This is a genomic window from Winogradskyella maritima (assembly GCF_042650215.1).
Classification (GTDB): Bacteria; Bacteroidota; Bacteroidia; order Flavobacteriales; family Flavobacteriaceae; genus Winogradskyella; species Winogradskyella maritima.
On record NZ_JBHSAT010000022.1, the window covers coordinates 224,581 to 243,714 of the forward strand.

10 protein-coding genes are annotated in these 19,134 nt (G+C 40.4%); 3 read left to right on the plus strand and 7 right to left on the minus strand.

What is annotated here, in order from left to right:
• Nucleotides 1-93: 93 nt before the first annotated feature.
• Nucleotides 94-1,161 carry a proline iminopeptidase-family hydrolase gene (locus ACFOSX_RS12955; RefSeq protein WP_386101908.1) on the plus strand — a complete coding sequence of 356 codons (1,068 nt, stop codon included), beginning with the start codon at nucleotides 94-96 and terminating at the stop codon, nucleotides 1,159-1,161.
• 121 nt (nucleotides 1,162-1,282) lie between these two features.
• Here ACFOSX_RS12955 and ACFOSX_RS12960 read toward each other — a convergent pair whose 3' ends face one another.
• Entirely contained in the window at nucleotides 1,283-1,645 is a 363-nt protein-coding gene (locus ACFOSX_RS12960) for a DUF4870 domain-containing protein (protein ID WP_386101911.1), read from the minus strand.
• 96 nt (nucleotides 1,646-1,741) lie between these two features.
• Between ACFOSX_RS12960 and ACFOSX_RS12965 the strand changes: the two genes are divergently transcribed.
• Together ACFOSX_RS12965 and ACFOSX_RS12970 are read left to right on the plus strand one after the other, a co-directional pair.
• Nucleotides 1,742-2,842, plus strand: coding sequence for an acyloxyacyl hydrolase (locus tag ACFOSX_RS12965; RefSeq protein WP_386101914.1), 1,101 nt, complete (start codon nucleotides 1,742-1,744; stop codon nucleotides 2,840-2,842).
• On the plus strand, nucleotides 2,839-3,588 hold the full coding sequence (locus ACFOSX_RS12970; RefSeq protein ID WP_386101917.1) for a head GIN domain-containing protein: 750 nt from the start codon (nucleotides 2,839-2,841) through the stop codon (nucleotides 3,586-3,588). The genes ACFOSX_RS12965 and ACFOSX_RS12970 overlap by 4 nt, the downstream gene beginning before the upstream one ends.
• Nucleotides 3,589-3,738: 150 nt before the next feature.
• On the opposite strand, the gene ACFOSX_RS12975 is transcribed toward ACFOSX_RS12970, so the two are convergent.
• The 6 genes from ACFOSX_RS12975 to ACFOSX_RS13000 form a co-directional block, all read right to left on the minus strand.
• Nucleotides 3,739-4,509 (minus strand): DUF547 domain-containing protein, encoded by a 771-nt coding sequence (locus ACFOSX_RS12975; protein WP_386101920.1) that lies wholly within the window; start codon nucleotides 4,507-4,509, stop codon nucleotides 3,739-3,741.
• A 133-nt stretch (nucleotides 4,510-4,642) separates the two neighbouring features.
• Complete coding sequence (locus ACFOSX_RS12980) at nucleotides 4,643-5,653, minus strand: PorP/SprF family type IX secretion system membrane protein (protein ID WP_386101923.1); 1,011 nt, start codon at nucleotides 5,651-5,653, stop codon at nucleotides 4,643-4,645.
• An 18-nt stretch (nucleotides 5,654-5,671) separates the two neighbouring features.
• A complete protein-coding gene (locus ACFOSX_RS12985) occupies nucleotides 5,672-13,807 on the minus strand; it encodes a T9SS type B sorting domain-containing protein (RefSeq protein ID WP_386101926.1) in 8,136 nt (2,711 codons plus the stop codon).
• Nucleotides 13,808-13,879: 72 nt separating this feature from the next.
• Nucleotides 13,880-16,309, minus strand: coding sequence for a PorP/SprF family type IX secretion system membrane protein (locus ACFOSX_RS12990; RefSeq protein ID WP_386101929.1), 2,430 nt, complete (start codon nucleotides 16,307-16,309; stop codon nucleotides 13,880-13,882).
• A 1-nt stretch (nucleotide 16,310) separates the two neighbouring features.
• Entirely contained in the window at nucleotides 16,311-17,741 is a 1,431-nt protein-coding gene (locus ACFOSX_RS12995; protein ID WP_386101932.1) for a T9SS type B sorting domain-containing protein, read from the minus strand.
• A gap of 47 nt (nucleotides 17,742-17,788) precedes the next feature.
• Nucleotides 17,789-19,105 carry a hypothetical protein gene (locus tag ACFOSX_RS13000; protein WP_386101935.1) on the minus strand — a complete coding sequence of 439 codons (1,317 nt, stop codon included), beginning with the start codon at nucleotides 19,103-19,105 and terminating at the stop codon, nucleotides 17,789-17,791.
• Nucleotides 19,106-19,134 lie beyond the last annotated feature (29 nt).

Sequence of the window (19,134 nt, forward strand, 5' to 3'; positions counted from 1 at the left end):
TGAATTATATAAGATTCTGAAACCATCCTGAAACTTTGGGACTGATTGACAAAACATTGGTTTTCAGACCATTTCATTTTTAAAATTTAAATCATGAAAACCCTCATCCCATTCCTATTATTAGCAATCGTTTTCTCATGTGCAGAAACACCTAAAAACGAAACAACACATCCCGAAACTGAAGCTACTGAAGTTTCGCTTCAAGACTATCACAGTTTTGAAAATAAGGACGACCAATTCACGGGTGGAATTAAGCTCATCCCGATAGAAACGCCAAAAGGCACTTTCAATGTGTGGACAAAACGTATAGGCAACAATCCCAAAATGAAAGTACTGTTATTACACGGTGGCCCCGGAATGACACACGAAATCTATGAGTCCTTTGACGGTTACTTCCCGCAAGAAGGCATAGAATATATCTATTACGACCAACTCGGCTCACATTACAGTGACCAGCCAAAAGACTTATCGCTTTGGGATTTAGACCGTTTTGTTGAGGAAGTAGAGCAAGTGCGTGTAGCTTTAGACCTAGATAAGGATAATTTCTACCTTTTTGGGCAATCTTGGGGTGGGATTTTAGGAATGCAGTATGCCTTAAAATATCAAGATAATTTAAAGGGACTGATAATCTCTAATATGGTATCGTCCATTCCTGAGTATCAGAAATATTCAGACGAAGTTTTGGCGCCTCAATTACCGAAAGATGTCTTGGACGAGATTATGACTTATGAAGAAAAAGAAGACTACAGTAATCCACGTTATTTAGAGCTTATCGTCAATAATTACTACGTAAAACATGTCATAAGAATGCCTGTGGACGAGTGGCCGAACTCCATCAATCGTGGATTCAATCATTTAAACCCAGATGTGTATGTAACTATGCAAGGCCCAAGCGAATTCGGGATTAAAGGCGACGCCACACTCAAAAATTGGGATGTTCAAGACCGATTGAAAGAAATTAAAGTCCCAACCCTAACCATTGGTGCTCAGTACGATACCATGGACCCCAAACATATGGAATGGATGGCCAGCGAAGTACAAAACGGTCGCTACCTCCACTGCCCTAACGGTAGCCATCTCTCACAATATGATGACCAAGAACATTTCTTCCCTGGTCTGATTGATTTTATTAAGGATGTGGATGCTGGGGAGATGAACTAACTACAAAATCCGTATTAGTAGAGAATAATTGAATGAAAAATAACTAATAGTAAATACCCCCTAAAACCAAAAACGCCCATCGACCAGATGAGCGTTTTTCTTTACCTCTTTAATAAAATAACTAACTAACAAAATTAAGAGATAAGGGGTATTTTGGCAATTCTCGGTTGCTTGCCTTGATGGCGTTGATTATTGGGAATATAAATGAGATAAAGCAAAGTAGTAGTAAGCCTACTAAGCCCAATCCTAATAATAAAATTAAAGGAATACAGATGATACTGTATACTATAAGGCTTAACTGAAAGTTGATGATGGCTTTGCCATGGGCGTCCATGTCTTCCACTCTGTCTTTTTGTGTTGCCCAAATAATCAATGGCACTATAAGACCTCCAAAACCCGTGAAGGCCGTTAACAATTGTGCTAAATGCGTGATAACCAATAAAGTGTTATCTTCTCGTTTTAAGGTGTAATAATTTGATTCCATACTTATTGGACGCCGATAAAATAATTTTGTTACAGAAATTTTTTAAAAAGTTGATTAAGGTTTTTCAAATTGGTTACATTCACGGCACGTATCGCTATGAAACATTTTTTATCCTTTGCCTTTATTATCCTTGCAAACTTCTTGTCATCCGCACAAGATGTTGAAAAAAAGCCCTTTTCATTAGATGCTATGCCATTCTACGGCACCATCATGGAGCATAATCCAGACATCGCGCATCTCATTACGGACCATCCCACAGGTTTCATATTAAGTTACAACCGTAAAACCTACGGATTCAACGAATGGGAACGTCGTTATAATTATCCAGATTGGGGATTTTCCCTTAGTTATCAGGATATGAAAAACCAATACCTCGGAGAGAATATTGGTGTTTATGGGCATTTCAATTTTTACATGCTTAACCGAAGTCTGGTCTTCCGTATTGGGCAAGGCATTGCTTACGCCAACAAGCCTTACGACCGTAACGACAACTTTATCAATAATGCCTACGGCTCGCATTTGCTGAGTTCTACCTACCTTATGTTTAACTACATAAAGGAAGATATTTTTGATGGTTTTGGCGTTCAGGCTGGGTTTAATATCATCCACTACTCCAATGCCAATGTTAAGGCACCCAATAACAGCACAAATACCTTTGCTTTTACCGTCGGCGCCAATTATCGTTTTGACCATGAGAACCAGCCAGACTACATTCCCGAAGGTGAGCGCACCAAATATTCTGAGCCATTTAAATATAATCTTGTTCTGAGAGGTGGTGTTAACGAGAGTGATATTGTGGGCAGTGGACGTTTTCCGTTTTATACTATTTCCGCCTTTGTAGATAAACGCATCAATCACAAAAGCACCATTTTGGCAGGTACGGAGTTATTTGTTGCTCAATTTTTAAAAGAATTTGTGAGGCATCAGTCAATCGCTTTTCCAGAATCTGGAGTCACTGGCAAAGAGGATTATAAACGTTTGGGACTTTTTGTAGGGCACGAATTGCGTTTTAACAAAATCGCATTTATTACACATTTGGGCTATTATGTCTATTATCCTGTAGAGTTTGAAAATCGACTCTACAACCGTTTGGGCATAAAACGCTATGTCTCGGATAAGGTATTTGCAGTGGTTAACGTACACTCGCACGGCGCAAAAGCTGAAGCTGTTGAATTTGGAATAGGATTACGATTATGAAGCAATTAAAACTACTTTGGATATGTATTTTTATTCTGAATTGCAGTTCGAAAAAGAGTTTAGACTGCCTACAAACGGCGGGCGATATCATTCAAGTGTCGTACGAGCTTGAAGATTTTTCGAAAATCACGGTGTTTGAACGCACACAGCTTATTATTTCAGAAGGGCCGAAATCCGTCGTTTTGGAATCTGGCGAAAACCTCAACAATGATATTTCTGTAACGGTAGCTAATGGCGAATTGATTATCGAAAACGGAAATGCCTGCAATCTCGTTAGGGATTATGGCATCACGAAAATTTATGTATCAACACCGACATTAACTGAAATCCGAAACAGTTCAGGATTGGCGGTTCAAAGTGAGGGTGCATTGGGCTTCCCTAATCTTACGCTTCGTTCTGAAGATTTGGAAGAGGAAGACGCTTTTCATACCAACGGCGATTTTATTCTGGATTTGGATGTAGCCAATTTGACTATCATTCAAAATAACCTCAGCAATTTCTTTTTAACAGGAAATGTGACCAATCTCAATCTCGACTTTATCTTTGGTGACGCCCGATTTGAAGGCCGTGAGCTTACCGTTCAAAATGCGGAAATTTATCATCGAGGCACAAACAATATTTACCTGAATGCGCAACAATCTGTAGTTGGACAATTGTTGAGTACGGGAAATCTTATTTTAACGAACACGCCACCGATTATCGATGTGGAGGTCTTATATACTGGTCAGTTGATAATTGAGGATTAGTATTCCTGAAAGTCCCGATACTTCGAGATTAGAACCTCACAAGTATAACATTTCATATTTTTCGTCATTAACAAGGTTTCGACTTACTGAGTAAGGTACTTTCGCTGAAACTGTCGTTTCTTCTCAAGTAATGCTCAACCTGACAAGTCACTACTTGGTATCATTAAGATTCCAGTTGTACTCAATGTATTCTACTGTAGCATTCGGGTTGATTTTTGCGTCGCTGTAGCGGTTCACGTATTCTAAAATTGAATTGGCATCCGTTAGAAAATCATTCTTGTACCATTTGAAAATTTCAGACAAACGAACCGTATTCGACGAAATCTCGTTTTCTTTTGAGTTGACGAACTCCTTTCCCGCTTGCTCCATCAAGGCATCAACGTTTTCAGCCGTGTAGGCATCACGCATTAATTTTGGACACGAAATCGACGCGCAGTTAATTGCAAAGTGAATACGAGGCTCGTTCATTTTTTGAAGAATACCCTTTTCAACATCCGCCAAAGACAGTTCTTTTCCACCTAAATTGATAAATGATTTTAGAAACGGAGAAATCGTAGCATCGACATCCTTAATGCTTTTTACTGGATAATTATCGACAATAAGTTTAATGGTATTGGCATTGTAGACATTAATATAATAGGCCAATTGCTCCTGGTAACTCCAAGAGTTGGTCGGTGTGTTTTGTCCTAAATAATCTATATAAGTTTGAAGTTTAGATGTATCATCAATAAATCCTTGATAGTCGACAAGACCTGAGGCATTGACGTGTTTTTTGAGAAGTGTATCCCAGTCACTATGGTCCAAAACATTTTTTACATCATTCTCGTAAACGTTGTCCGACCCTTCTTTATAGTCCAATCCTTTTGAAGATACACAGGATGTGATAAGTAATAAGCCAATAATGGCGTATAGAAATTTCATAGCATTTTAATTTTGAAATGAACTTACAGCTTTGAAATCATATATACATCTTGAAGCAACGTATAAACACGGATATTCTTTAAAAGCGTTAAATCTTGGTACTTTTGAAGGTCAATCTGACTTAAATATATTTTTAATTCGTTCTTCGGTAACTCACACGGCTTCGCGTACACGGACAGTTACTGATATCCCTAATGAGATTTAAACCAATCGTCACCACATGCGTTCCGGAGTTGTAGCCCGCCAAATCATTAGTCGTAATTTGATACGCATACCCAAAGTAAAATATAGATTGAGAAAAACCTACCATTGGACCAACATTCAAAGGTTTCAAGACTTGGTCGTTTAGGAAACGGTATGAAATTCCACCCCAAAAGTAATTGTCGTCCCTGCCGTACTTTCGGACTTTAAAGTTGATATCCGTCGCCGAACGGCTGTCACTGGCAAAATACTGAAAGAACACTGACGGTTCATACTCCAATCCTCCCTTACGACGGTCGCCATAAGTATAGCCTGCATACGTTTGAAGATTGAAAAGCAAATTCGGTTCAAAAATTCGTTCATCCTCGTCAATCTTCTTTCTAAGGATGTTATTGGCATTCATACTTAACCAAAACCCTCGGTTTCGGTATAAGACACCAGCATCAAAATTACTGTTCGTGGTTCGTCTGTCGTCCGTTACAAATGGGTCTATCGTTGGATTCTCAACTGTTGTATTAAAATTGTTGATGTCAATTCTGAAGTTATTAATATTATAGGACAACCCGAAAGACAGGTACTGTTCAGACGTTCGGTCTAAAATCAAGTGATGCGCAAAGGACAGCTTCCCTCCTGTTTGTATGGTATTTCCGTTTCTATCGTTATAGACCGAAAAACCAAGTCCGGAGCGGTCTGCAATCCGAATATCAGCATACAAAGACTGATTGTCTGGTGCACCTTTTATACCTACCCATTGGGTAAGTCCGTTAGCTCTAATCTTAAGGTTGTCTCCAATCCCGGCAAAAGTTGGCGATACCACAAAGGCATTGTCGGCCAAATATTGGGTCCACACTGGTAGGTTCAGCTCCTGCGCTCTCACACTGCAAAACGATGCAGAGAGCATGGCCAAGCCAATACTGAGGTGTTTTAGGTTGAGTTTTATCATCTTTGGGTAATTTTAATATTATCTATAAAGGGTGAAGTGGCCCACAAAATCGCGGTCGTCTACACTATCATTCAGTTTAACAACATACCAATAGTCTCCTGTTGGCAGTTCTTTTCCTTTATATTTTCCATCCCATTTTTGGTCCACGTTAAGGGTCGCAATTTTACGGCCGTAGCGGTCAAAAATGTCGAAGGTTAAGTTTCTATACTGCTGAGCGCATCCAGGACCCCAGCCATCCAAAACACCATCGCCATTTGGCGTAAAGTAATTTGGAATACATACATCGATATATTCAAAGAATGCAGTCACCGAAGCCGTACACCCGTTACTATCCATAACAGTTACGGTGTAATCGCCCGACTCATAAATGAGGAATGTATTTTCCGTGCCGAAAGGCCCATCGTTTAGACTGTATTCGTAAATACCTGTACCGCCAACACCTTCAGCTATGATTTCGTTGATGTTACCTTCGATTAATCGAATTTCAACAGGGTCATAAGCTTCAATATCGAAGAGTTCTGTGGTTCTTTCACAACCATTTGTGTGTCTTACATTTACATAATGTCCTGTTCCTGCTGGAACATTGGTAAAGACATTACTTGCTTGAAACGGTCCGCCATCCATAGAATAATCCAAATCTGCGGGGTCCATATCTTCATCGACAAGTACAGTCACCGAATTGGTCTGTTGGTTGTTTTCGCAGGTGTATTCAATTTCAAGTACTGGCGCTAAATCCACTGATGGAGGGAAAGTAATATTCCATTCCGTGTTACAGCCTTCGGCATCTCGGACGTAAACGATGTGGTCATCGCCACCAAGATTGGTGAAATCGAAAATGGTTTGAGTATCCGTTCCTGTTGTGTAAGGGCCATCAGGATTATCTAAACTGACGCTGTACGGCAGTGTCCCACCGCTTAATTCAATACTGAATTCACCATCCATATCGCCTGCACAGACTTCTGGCATAAGGCTATTTGGAACAATGGTCAATAAAACAAGGCTTGGTTCTTCAACCGTGGCATCCAATATCACGAAACAACCCAATTCATCCTGGACAACAATCTGATAGTCACCTGGACCTAATTCATCAAAAACAGGTTCATCAAAAAATTGGTCTAATTGAGGCGAAATAGCATATTTAATGATTCCCGTTCCACCTGAAGCAGTTACGGTAATAATTCCGTCTTCGTTACCATTACAGGTCACGTTATTGACGCTAAAGTCAGCTGTTAAGCTCGTGCTTGGTTCCGTAATAGGAATGACAGCCAAGGTATCATCACAATCACCACTTTCTACATACACTTGGTAGTTTCCTGCTGGTAAATCTGAAAATACACCTGGCGAATTCTGAACAGCATCTGCAATATCATTACCCGCACTATCTTGAAGCGTATACACATAATTCCCTAATCCACCTGAAGCGACGGCCACTATGAATCCTGAATTGTCTCCAGTACAATTGATGGTCGCGTTCATAGCGTCAATCGTCAGAGTTAAATCTTGTAATGGTTCTACCGAAATACTATTGGAAACCATGGATATACACGCATTGGCATCACGTACGTAGTAGTTGTACGTCCCAGGCGTTACATCAAAGGTTACTGAGGTTGTAAAACTTCCGATAACTGTAGCAAAAGATGCAGTGTTGCTATACTCGTAGCTTCCTGTTCCACCCGATGCACTTAAAGTTAAACTAGAACCTGTTGTGCAGGTTGGCGAAGTTTCTAAAACTAAACTGGCCAATATCTGGTCTGGTTCATCTATAATCACTTGAGGTGTTGTAAAGCTACAGTTAAGACCATCTTCTACAGTCACTGTGTACGTTCCTGGCCCCAAATCCGTAAATACAGGATTGGTCTGTGGCCCTGATGACGCCACAACTGGAGAAATAATATTTAAGGTGTAGGTATAATTTTCACCTTGTCCACCAGCGGTATTACTCACTGTGATTGTAGCATTGTTATCTCCAAAACACAATAATGTCGTTGGCGTTGCAGAGATATCAGCCGTGATTGGATTTGGTGCATCCAAAACAATAGCTTCTGAAACGACACAACCAAGGGCATCTCTCACATTTACAGTATAGCTTCCAGCAGATAAATTATCGAATGACGCTGTACTTGAATAAGCTACGGTAGCATCACCAGTCAATTCAAACTCATAAGGCGCTGTTCCTCCTGTAGCAGTTGCTGTAATGGTGCCACCATCATTATCACAGGTTACTAAACTTGATTCTTCCAATACCAAATCTAAAGGCTCTAATGGCGAATCAATAATTACCGTTGTTGTCGCCGTACAGAATGGGAATTCGGTTTCTGTAATGTTAACGGTATAAGTTCCCGAAACTAATCCTGACACCGTAATCGGATTCGTCGACGTATTGGCCGATTGCACTCCAAATACGGATACATTCGAACTGTCTAAAACATCATAGTCATAAGCCCCAGAATAGCCTTGAATATTCAAATCGAAAGCTCCAGAATTATCTCCAAAACACGTCACACCCGTAGGCACTGTTGTTACCGTCGGTGCTAAGCTTTCAGGGATAAGAATTTCAGCCGTATCATCACAACCTGTTAAGGTATCCGTAATGGTTAAGACGTAAGTTCCTGATGGTACTCCCGTGAAGGTGTTTCCTGTTAGTAATACACCCGCTGGACTTGGAGAAATGGCATAAGTAAACGTTCCTGAACCTCCAGAACTATTAATCGTGATTTGCCCATCGTCATTGGCACAACTCGCATTTGCAGTAATTTCTGGGATAATGGCCAAAGTCGCTTCAATCGTTAAAGACACAGAATTGCCACAACCGTTGGCATCTTGAATTTCGAAACTGTGTGCTCCAGAACTTAATCCAGTTATTGTAAATGGTGCTGTTAGTGTTTGAAAAGCACCACCATCAATGCTATACGTATACGGTGGAATTCCAGTAGTAATCAAAGCGATATCCACTTCAAAATCACCTTCGGTCGCCGTACAAGTATTGTTAACCGTTGCCGTAATCTCTGGCTCTGGGTCAATATCTATAGTTTCGTTTAATCGTACGGTACATCCATTGGCATCTTGAACTACAATATCCCAGTTGGTGCCCAAGGCATAATCAATAGTTATAACGTTATTCGAATTAAAATCTGAAGGCACTGGCGTAAATCCAGGTACTCCTAAAGCATATTCATAAGGTCCTGTTCCACCTGAAGTTGTGATAGTAATTTGTGCACCATCATTACAGTTTGCGTTTGTTGCATCAGACACCGCAGACACTAATGGCTGTGATGGTTGACGGATTTCAAACGGACTCGAGGTTGTACACAAGGTTCCATCCACTTCTCGAACAAATAATTTATACGTTCCTGCAGATAATCCTGTTAAGGTTCCGCTTGCTGGCGCCCCTGTTAATCCAGTAAAAGTTCCATTAACCGCTGGAGTTATTGGTAGATTTGTAAGAGCATCCAAAACTTCGTAATATAACGTTGTTACTGAAGCATCATAATCCGATACTGTAAAATCTACTGTTCCATCGGTATCACCATTACAATTGACGTCAGATGCCGTCAACGCAGAAATATTAATCGCAGACAAAGTCGGTGTTGTTACTTCGATAACCGAAGAACAGCCTCCAGCATCTACAACTTCAAACTGATACGTTTGTCCATGATTTAAATTCACGAAGGTATGTGTGGTTGATGGCGTTGGCCCAAATGCCGTTGCTGGCTGACCAAAAATAGAATAGGTAAATGGTCCTGTTCCTGAAACGACTTCAATTTCTACTGTTGCTCCCGTAGCACAAGAACCTGTAGTTACATTACTTAATAAGTTAATGTTCGGAGGTGTTTCAATTCGAAGTGCGTCACTATTAAATTCACAACCATTGGCATCGACTATTGTTACAAAATAGTCACCATAGCTTAGACCATTGAAGGTGTAAGTCGTTCCTGTTTGTGTGACATCCGTACCAATTTGTGTAAAGGTATTATCGAAAATAGCAAACGTAAATGGTGCTACGCCTCCAGAATCAATCGTTGCATCGATACTTCCAGGAATATTGGAATTACACTGAATAGGATTGGTAATAAAAGACGCTACAATAGGGTCAGGATTGATTAATGAAATACTTCCTGTAGTTTCACATTGCAAAGCATCACGCACCACATAATTGTAAGTTCCGGCTGTCAATCCACCGAAAGTTGACGTGGACACAAAAGTTCCACCGTTATCAATACTATAGGTAAATGGCGCTTGACCCGTTAAGCCTTCCAACGTAATTGTTCCATCGGCATCACCATTACAGGTTGGATCTGTATTTGTTGCACTTGCCGTTACGGTTACTAATGCTGAAACAACTTGTTCTGAAGATTCTGCAATACAACCGTTAGCATCCGTCACTTGGAATTGATAGGTGCCATCATTAGGTGTCGTGTATGAAAACGGACTTGTAGTACCACCTAAATCCGTGTATGTACCGCCATTTATAGAAACCGCGTAAGTAAATGGCGCAGTTCCTCCTGAGATAAGTCCAGTAATCTCCGCATCTGGTGTTGCCGTACAATCCAATCCTTTGGTTAAAACCGTACTCAATAACAATTCTGGTAGCGGTGGAATGGTATAACTCTCAACATAAGTACAGTTATTGGCATCCCTAATTTGGAAGGTATATGTTCCTGGTACTAAACCATCAAATAAATTTGACGTTTGGTAAGCGGTAGCATCCCCTGCTGGCGCTACGATTTGATATTCGTAAGGTGCCGTTCCATCCGTGACTGTCACAGTAACGCTTGTGGTATTAGCTGGACAGCTCAATGCCGTATGCGAAAAATCTAAATCTGAAGGTGGCGACAATGGGTCCACCACAATACTTGCTGTAGCGAAAGAACATCCGCTGGCGTCTTCGATTACCACAGTGTATGTCCCTGCAGTTAATCCTGAAAAGGTTGGACTATTCTGAAAGTTGATACCATCTAAACTGTAAGTATAAGGCGCTGTTCCTCCAGAAACTCCAGTCACAGTAATCGTTGCGTTATTATCACAAGTAATTCCTGATGCTAATTCGGCTGTTCCTGTTAAGCCATCAGACTCTGTAATGGTTACTTGTTGTGGGTCCACGGTACAGACATCTGTGCCTATTTCGTATTGAACCACAACATCATAAGTTCCGGCTGGAAGGTTATTGAATATTCTAGAATTCTGGAAAGTTACCCCACCGTCAATACTATAAGATAAACTAGTACCGTTGGCATCGTTAACATTGATAACAATGCGTCCATTTTGATTCCCGTTACAGGCAATATTATCCACGTTTACGGTAAAATCTGGACCATCAAAGGCTTCAACTGTAATCGTGGCTTCCGCTTCACAATTATTTGAGTCTACCACTCTAATATCGAAAGTGCCAGGCGCAGTTACCGTATACGTCGGAATGGTTTGAAAATCCGTAGCACTATTGATAAAGTAGAAATACGGCGGTGTTCCGCCTTCAGGATAAATAGTGATTTCACCATCCTCACAAGTCAATGGCGTCGTTAAAGCCACACTCACCGTAAGTAACGGCGGGTCAATGATTTCAATGTCTTCTGTATAGACGCAACCATCGTCTGTAGTTACGGCTACCGTGTAGTTACCTGGATTTAAATCTTCAAAGGCATAGGTATTCTCATCGATTGGACCAACCTCATTAACAGTTGTACCTCCGCTGGTGATTTCAAAATAATATTGTGGACGAACATCGTTTGCAGATACAGTAACACTTCCAAGTCCACCGTTACAGTAAGGTTGGGTCACAATGACTTCACCCGTAAAATCACGGTCTCTAATCTGAACATCTGGTACAGAGAAAATACAAGGGTTAGGTGATACACCAATCTGTCTAATGTATACCATATAAGACCCAGCAGTATCAATTGAAAACGTATTGCTGGTTTGATAGTTGACACCATCAATACTAAACTCGTAGCCACTTGGTACTCCACCAACCGTAATTGACCCTAAGGTATCACAGTAGATATCTTCAGACGTGACGTTAGGTACCAAAAGGTTTTCATATACATTGAAATAGAACTGGTTGAAACAACCACCTTCGTAATTCAAGGTTAATCGGTATTGACCAGCAGTATCTGCTAAAAAGTTCGGTCCAGTTTCAACTTGATTCCAAACGCAATTCGGGTCTGTATTGGCACAGTCTTCTTCAGTCACCGCAGGACAGCTACTTTCATCTAAAACTTCCCAGATGATAGAGGTTGTGTCGGTAATTCCTGTTTGAATGTATACCGAATCATTCGCACCACATAAAAAGATATTAGGCAATAATTCCCCGTCATTTGGACAGGTTACAACCTCATCTGCATACGGAATTACAGGGTTTTCAACATCTGCACCAAAGGTGACTACGTTGAACGTCTGACTTGTCGATTGACACGGTGCTTCTGCCGTATTCTCAACATAATAAGTACCTGTTTCCGTAACGGTAATGGATTGCCCTGTTCCGATAACTGGATTACCGTTAGGATTAGTGGACCACGAGTACGAGTCATAACCATTACCCGAAGTTAAGGTCGTACTCGCTCCACATAAAATTACTTGTTCTATAAAATCACAATCGATATCTGCCAAGAAGTTGGTCGCTCCTGGGTTTAATAAACAGCCCGTATTCGTTGCAATACTTGGGTCATCCGATATTGTGAAAGTAGGATTTAAAGTTCCTTGATACGTTGAAAATGCCTGATTACTAATTAAGTTTGAACAAGCATCATTCAACAAACTACAGTCTTGTACTACAGTCACTCGGAATCTTATTTCCAACATTGGGTCATTCTCTTCAACTACTGAATTATCAACTGCAAAGATTATCTCTCGTGTTACAGGGTCATAACTCTGAACTGAAACGCCTGGTGGTAAGTCGATAATGTCTTCAGGATAATTGAAAACAATATTTATTGGAAGGATATCTCTAATAATCAAATTGGTGGCATCGTCATTTCCTGTATTCTGAAAGCCAATGACGTAAAACAATTCATCGCCTAAATCTACAAGCTGTCCACCGATATCATTTCCAGCGGTGTCTTCAACAATTTTTGTAAGAACAATGTTGGGTTCAATAATATCTACCGCTAGCGCGAAAAAGTATTGGAAATACGTATCGCCACTAGTTTCCAATCGTACGGTTGCCGAAGTTGCATCATTCGCAATGACTGAGTTGCTTGGATTAGGCACAACCATTACACCGGTATCAAACCCCAATGTATTGGTACTATTTGGCACTCTATTATTCACAGGTGTTGCATCCAATCGTGTTACCGAACTATTAAAGAAGTTGTCAACTGGTCTATCTGTTGCAGACAATGGCACTCCGTTTAATAACATGCGGTCACCAAGGATTGGCTTATCCCCTTCTAACGTAGCAAAAGCAAAATTGGCGCGTACGGGCGCAGGTGCAGGTACTGTTCTAAAGCCTGATACTGGAATATCTAACTCCGGATTGCCACCAGCAACGCTAATAGCACTAAATCCATCAAAACTGGTAATGGATTTCCCTGGAAGTGTTGGGTCTTCATATACAATAAATAAGGACCATCCGGCTGAATATCCCGTACCATTAAACGGGTCAAACGTCCCAGTTTCACCTTCGGCACTCGAAACGTTTGCCATGGTGTAGGTTCCTAAATTATTAGATAAACCCGTTACCATTCCTGTAACATCCGCATAACATGCATAGGAAAAACTGTTTCCACCGTCAACGGAATTGGTTCCAGCTTCGTGTATGATTGTCCCAGTAATATCAACATAGTCACCAACAGGGCCTTTTAATTTTACGTCCGTAATGGATTCATCACCGTTGGTTACAGCACCCCAATATAAACCTGCATGAATAATTCGGTAACAGTTAGGATTATCTATCACTAAATCCGCACTAGACGAACTGTAGGTAGAGTTGTCATTATCTATATCAATGTATTGCATGTTGACGTTGTGGTTGTATACCCCATTGTCATTGAATGCGTTATTATCTGGACCAAGGATATTGTTACCAATGAGTACAATATCACCTTTTAGGTCTTGGTTAAATCGTGGTGTAAACGGCACATAATTTTGTGCAAACGCTGGTATGCTAATGGTGACACTCAGCGCGATTAGGATGTAGGTTAAGTAGTTTTTTATATTCATAACGCTCCTATTTTGGATATAGTTTTTGAATGATTTGGGAAAATTCAAAAACTATGGTTGACTTAATTACTTTTATTTTTCAATTTTAATCATTGACATTTTGGCGTTGTATGGCTTGTCTTCCTTGGAATTCAATGCTCTGTTGGCCATTTCTAAGTTTTCATGCTTTTTATGATAGATATAGTATTTACTAGTATTTATATCGAAGAAGAAGTCGATATTTCCTAAACCGGATTTCATCGCATCCTTCAAGAATTTATCGCGCTTCTCCACATCTTTATGTACGGCAAGTACCATATAAACACCTTCGTCTACATTCTGAATATTCTTAAGTATCGTTACTTTATTCGCTTCAATATCTCCGAAGTCTAAATCTTCTTCTGCCACAATACCAGAACCAATGTCCGTACTCGCCTTAATTTGATTTAGCGTACTTCTATCCTTCGCATATCGCTCCGAATCATTATCAAACGCGGCGCGTTTGATACGTCGCTTACGTTCAAAATCGGTCGCTTCTTTAATTAAAGCCAATTCTGAAACCAATTGCGCCTTTTCACGCTCGGCTTTAGATTTTGACGATTGAATCAATAAGATTTCCTTTAAATAAATAGTTGCTATTGAGTCTTCTTCAGACGTTGCTTTAACTCTATCGTCATAAGATTTCTGAAGCGTGGTCAACTTATCATCTTGCTCCGCAATAACAGCATCCAATTGATTCTTTAACGACTCTAATTTTGCGTTTTCGGCCGAGATACTCTTAAATGGTTTTGGTGCTTTGTAAATACCTTTTTCACTTAAGTCATTTTCTTCTTTAAGGTCTGCCAAATCTTGTGCTCTAGAGGCTACAGTTTCTTTTAACTGCTCCAATAAATCATCTTGAAGCGTTTTAGCATCCAATGTTTCTTTAGAAATGGCTTCTTCCTCCTTCGCCTTTTCTTCGGCTTTACGTTTGGCTTCTAATTCAATTTGGGCTAAACGTTCAGTTTCTATTCGAGCCTCTTCCTCCGCTTGTGCCTTCGCTTCAGCTTCAGCTTTGGCTTGCTCTTCAGCTTTACGTTTGGCTTCCAATTCAATCTGCGCTAAACGTTCTGTAGCAATACGCTCTTCTTCCTCTTTTTGAGTCTTGATTCTATTTTCTTCAGCAATTCTAGCTTCTTCGGCTTGTTGTTCTTTCTTTAAACGCTCGGCTTCCAATCGGGCTTTTTCTGCACGTTCTGCCTGTAATCTACGTTGTTCAGCTAATTTTGCTTCCTCTTCAGCTTTCGCCTTGGCGAGTTCTTCAGCACGGATTCTAGCTTGTTCAGCCAAACGCTCGCGCTCTATTCGTTCTGCCTCTAGCCTAGCATCACGCTCTGCTTTTGCTTTGGCTTCAGCTTCCTGCTTAGCAATAGCCTCTTCTTCTCTCTTGGCTTGTTCAGCAACCTCATCAACCGCAGGCTCTGCTTTAGCGACTTCAGTAATTTCACGATCCGCTTTTCTGGCTTCAGCTCTTTGGGCAATTCGTGCTCGTGTAGCTTCGTCTGTTTTATTGACTTTTACTTTTCGCTTTTGCGGGAAGATTGAAGCGACTTCATCTTCGTCACTATAATCAAAACGTTTGTTGTTTTCGAATCTGTAGGCCAGTGTGATTTCATGCGAAGGACCGAAATCGCCAAAAGTGCCCATAGCACGTTCGTAATTGTATTCTAAACCGATTGATTTAGTCAGGTGGATACCAAGTCCGGCGGAAGCTCCATATAAGCTATTATAACCTACCTGACCCCAAATGCCTTTTGGACTCATCATATGAAGCAAGCCCGAAACAACAGTATTTTCATTGTTGAATTCTGAACGCACCAAACCTGAAAACTTAGCATCATCTAAAAACCCGAAGCTTTGGATGTAACCCGTATACATGATGTGCGCTTGAATACCTTTTTCTGAATCGTCTTTAACCAATTCTGAAGTATTCAAATTATATAAGGCAAAATTGTTCAGTGCCAAACCAAAATCCCAGAATTCCGTACCGTAGTTGATACCCGGATTTAAAGTCATTAAAACATTTGAAGGTAAATCATTCAATGCGGGGTCTGGTGTGTTGACAACTACATTGCTTTCATTAATTCCGTTGGAATACACACCAAGGTTTGCCCCAAACGTAAGGTTACTATCTCTATTGATTGGTACGTTATAAGCATAGTTTAAAACTCCACCAAAATTGGTAAATACACCAAAAGTCTGCTGGAAGACACTCACACCAATACCCATATTTTCGTTTAAACGTCCGCCATAAGTTCCGAAATAAGACGTCGGTGCATCGTTAAATTGCACCCATTGTCTTTTGTTGGTAAAACTGATGTGTCGGTTCGCCTCACGAACATAGTTAAACGTTGGGTTCAGCAAGTGACGGTTAAATTTCATGGAGTTCCTAACCGGAAGATTAAAAGACACCACAGGCGTTTCTTGTGCCTGCAAAGGCATCACCATAAAAACTGCTAGTATGTAGAGTAGTTGTCTTATCATACTATTTTATTACGGTTATGGTTCCTTTTTGCTCCTCGCCGTCTTGCGGTGTAATCACGTAGAAATACACTGGGTTTACAGTAGCAATTTCGGATAGGTTCTGTGGCCAATTATTAAGGTAATCGTTGGTTTCAAAAACCACTTTCCCTTGAGCACTTAATATTTTTACTTCAGTGTTTGTTCCACTGACATAGGCTTGTGGAATAACCCAAGTATCGTTGATACCATCGCCATTAGGACTAATTAAATTAGGAATTTCGTTGACATCCGGAAACACTTCCGTAGCCGAGAATTGAAATGTTCTTGAAGCCACACAGCCCATGGTTTGACTGATTTCTACAGTATAGCTTCCGGTTTCGGACACTTCGTAAGTGGTTGTGTTTTCAGCGACCAATGTTCCATTTTTGTACCACTTGATTTCTGGATTAGTCGCATCCGTAGTTACGGTGGCCCAAAAGCTTTCGCCATCTTCGAGCATATTGGTTTCAGGTACGTCAATACTGCTTTCAAATCCAGCACCATCTAAATCGATACCCGCTGTAGTTGTACAATCGCCTAAATCCAATGACACAGAATAGTTTCCGGATTCCTCAGTAACGTACATTTGATTTGTAGCACCTTCAATAAGTTCACCATCTTTATACCATTGGTAACTTACGGCATTGATGGTACTTAAAGTTGTAGCACCTTCTGATGAACAATAGGGATTACCTTTACTAGAGTTGATACCGGCTTCGGAACTTGATGTCGCTTCAGAAACCGTCACACGATTTGAAAAGGACTGAGAAGAACAACTTCCGTAGTTTGTCTCCACGAAATACGTGCCTGGTGTATTAACCAACAAAGTCTCGCCTTGCGAGATAAATTCAGATGTGGTGTCACTAGTTTCTAAATACCAGTTATAGGTCAATGACGGATATTGCAAGGGCGAATTATTTTCTGGTCCTCCGGGATTATCAATCGTCAATAAATAACTATCACCATTACAGTAGATGGCGGTTTCGATAAAGTTGTTTATAGTGAACGGTTCATCTTGAATACGGTAATATGCCGGAAAAACAACCGAAGGTGTACTCGTGGCGTTCGGCGCTGTACTTTTAATTCGGATTTTATAGCCATCACCTGAAACTGTTTCAGGAAATGAAAAGTTGATGTTTGCCGGTGTGGTGGTTATAGCTCCTGCGTTAGAGGTAAATAATACCTCAGGACTATCAAAACTTCCTTCGGCATCGGATAATTCAACAAAAAACTGATTAGAAGCCTCTACACCACTTTCTGGAGAAAACGAAAAGCTAAGATTATAAGTGTTAAACGATGGACTTGCGCAAGCCTGACTGAACCCTAAATTGGGCGTACCAATGACCATCTGTGCTTCAAGTTGCGAAGCCACAAAGAAAATCAATACTAATAAGACACGCGTAGTTTTGTACATAAGTCTAGTGGGGTTTGGGCAAAAATTTAAAGCAAGGCTATTAACCTCTAGTCATTATCACCAACGTCATTAGTGGCTATGATTTTATTAATACGAAGTCTGAAGTCTGGCTTCTTGGCATCGAAAACACCGATAAACGTTTCGGCGTCAAATCCTTTGGAGTATACGTTGAAAAAGGCACTGTTACCGTACCAGTTTTCCAAGTCTTCGTTATTTGGATTGTTGTCTACATAGATATTTCCGTTGCAATTATTGAAATACATTTCGGAAAACTTTATGCGTTCTAAATTTTCTTGATTGATTTTAACGCCTTCCGCAAATTTCACGGCTGGATTGAATCCTGAAATCACACTTTTATTCATATCTAATGAGGCGTTCTCCCCAACATAAAGTGCTTCTTTAACAAGTCCTTTCTCAATGGCACCATTTAAATCGTCAGTACGATTAATAAGTGTTATATTTTGAGCTGTAACATTTGTTGCTGGTTTAGAGAAGTCTACCTCTTCCTTATCATCAAAGGATAAAACCTGCATACATCTAGAGCCATTATTACCAGATGCATAAGGCGACCTAACAGCCAATGAGTTGTTGATACTACTGAGGGTACCGTAATTGAATTCAAAATCTATGCTACTGGCATTAAAGGATACAAGTTGGTCTAGGCGTAAATCACCACCCCAAAACTCAAAAGAGTTTCCACCAGAATAACTTACCATAATGTTGCTAATAGTTGTTGCATTACCAACACCAGCTAATGTCAACCCATTAAAATAGGTGCCAGTGCCAATCCGTTTACCTGCATATTCAATCCTTACATATTTTAAAACACCAGAATTGTCGTCTGAATTATCGCCACCAAAATTTAGATGCTCATAAAACGCGGCAGAAAGATTCGGGAATAAGTTCGCTACGGAGCTGTTACCAAATCTATTGGTTGGTCCATCTCCAAGAATAACGATACCTCCCCAGTCGCCTTCTCGCTTTCTACTGCGATTGGACGTAAAAATTATTGGGTCCGTATCTGTGCCTTCAGCAATAATTTTTGAGCCCTTGGTAATCACCAGTGATGCTCTAGAGTTAAAATCGCCAATAATAACTGTACCAGCATCAATAGTTAGTGCTGAACTGTCTGCAACAAATACGTTACCTACGAGCATATAGACATGCTTTTTCTCCAAGTGGGTATCTTCCGTAATGGTACCAGTTAAAATGTGGGTAGGCTCACCATAATCTGCTTTCTCTTTTTTAAAGCTGGTCCAATTATCTAACCAATTGGTTTCTCCGGTAATACCTTTTTCTTGCTGCGCAAATGATAGATTAAGTGCGAAGCAGATTGTCATGGCAATTTGGGTAATTTTTTTCATGATAAAATCTTTAACTTCTTTCGAATTTT

Bases quoted from the DNA above. Each gene is read 5' to 3' on its own strand.
- ACFOSX_RS12955 (WP_386101908.1), top strand. From the start codon at position 94: ATGAAAACCCTCATCCCATTCCTATTATTAGCAATCGTTTTCTCATGT.
- ACFOSX_RS12960 (WP_386101911.1), bottom strand. From the start codon at position 1,645: ATGGAATCAAATTATTACACCTTAAAACGAGAAGATAACACTTTATTG.
- ACFOSX_RS12965 (WP_386101914.1), top strand. From the start codon at position 1,742: ATGAAACATTTTTTATCCTTTGCCTTTATTATCCTTGCAAACTTCTTG.
- ACFOSX_RS12970 (WP_386101917.1), top strand. From the start codon at position 2,839: ATGAAGCAATTAAAACTACTTTGGATATGTATTTTTATTCTGAATTGC.
- ACFOSX_RS12975 (WP_386101920.1), bottom strand. From the start codon at position 4,509: ATGAAATTTCTATACGCCATTATTGGCTTATTACTTATCACATCCTGT.
- ACFOSX_RS12980 (WP_386101923.1), bottom strand. From the start codon at position 5,653: ATGATAAAACTCAACCTAAAACACCTCAGTATTGGCTTGGCCATGCTC.
- ACFOSX_RS12985 (WP_386101926.1), bottom strand. From the start codon at position 13,807: ATGAATATAAAAAACTACTTAACCTACATCCTAATCGCGCTGAGTGTC.
- ACFOSX_RS12990 (WP_386101929.1), bottom strand. From the start codon at position 16,309: ATGATAAGACAACTACTCTACATACTAGCAGTTTTTATGGTGATGCCT.
- ACFOSX_RS12995 (WP_386101932.1), bottom strand. From the start codon at position 17,741: ATGTACAAAACTACGCGTGTCTTATTAGTATTGATTTTCTTTGTGGCT.
- ACFOSX_RS13000 (WP_386101935.1), bottom strand. From the start codon at position 19,105: ATGAAAAAAATTACCCAAATTGCCATGACAATCTGCTTCGCACTTAAT.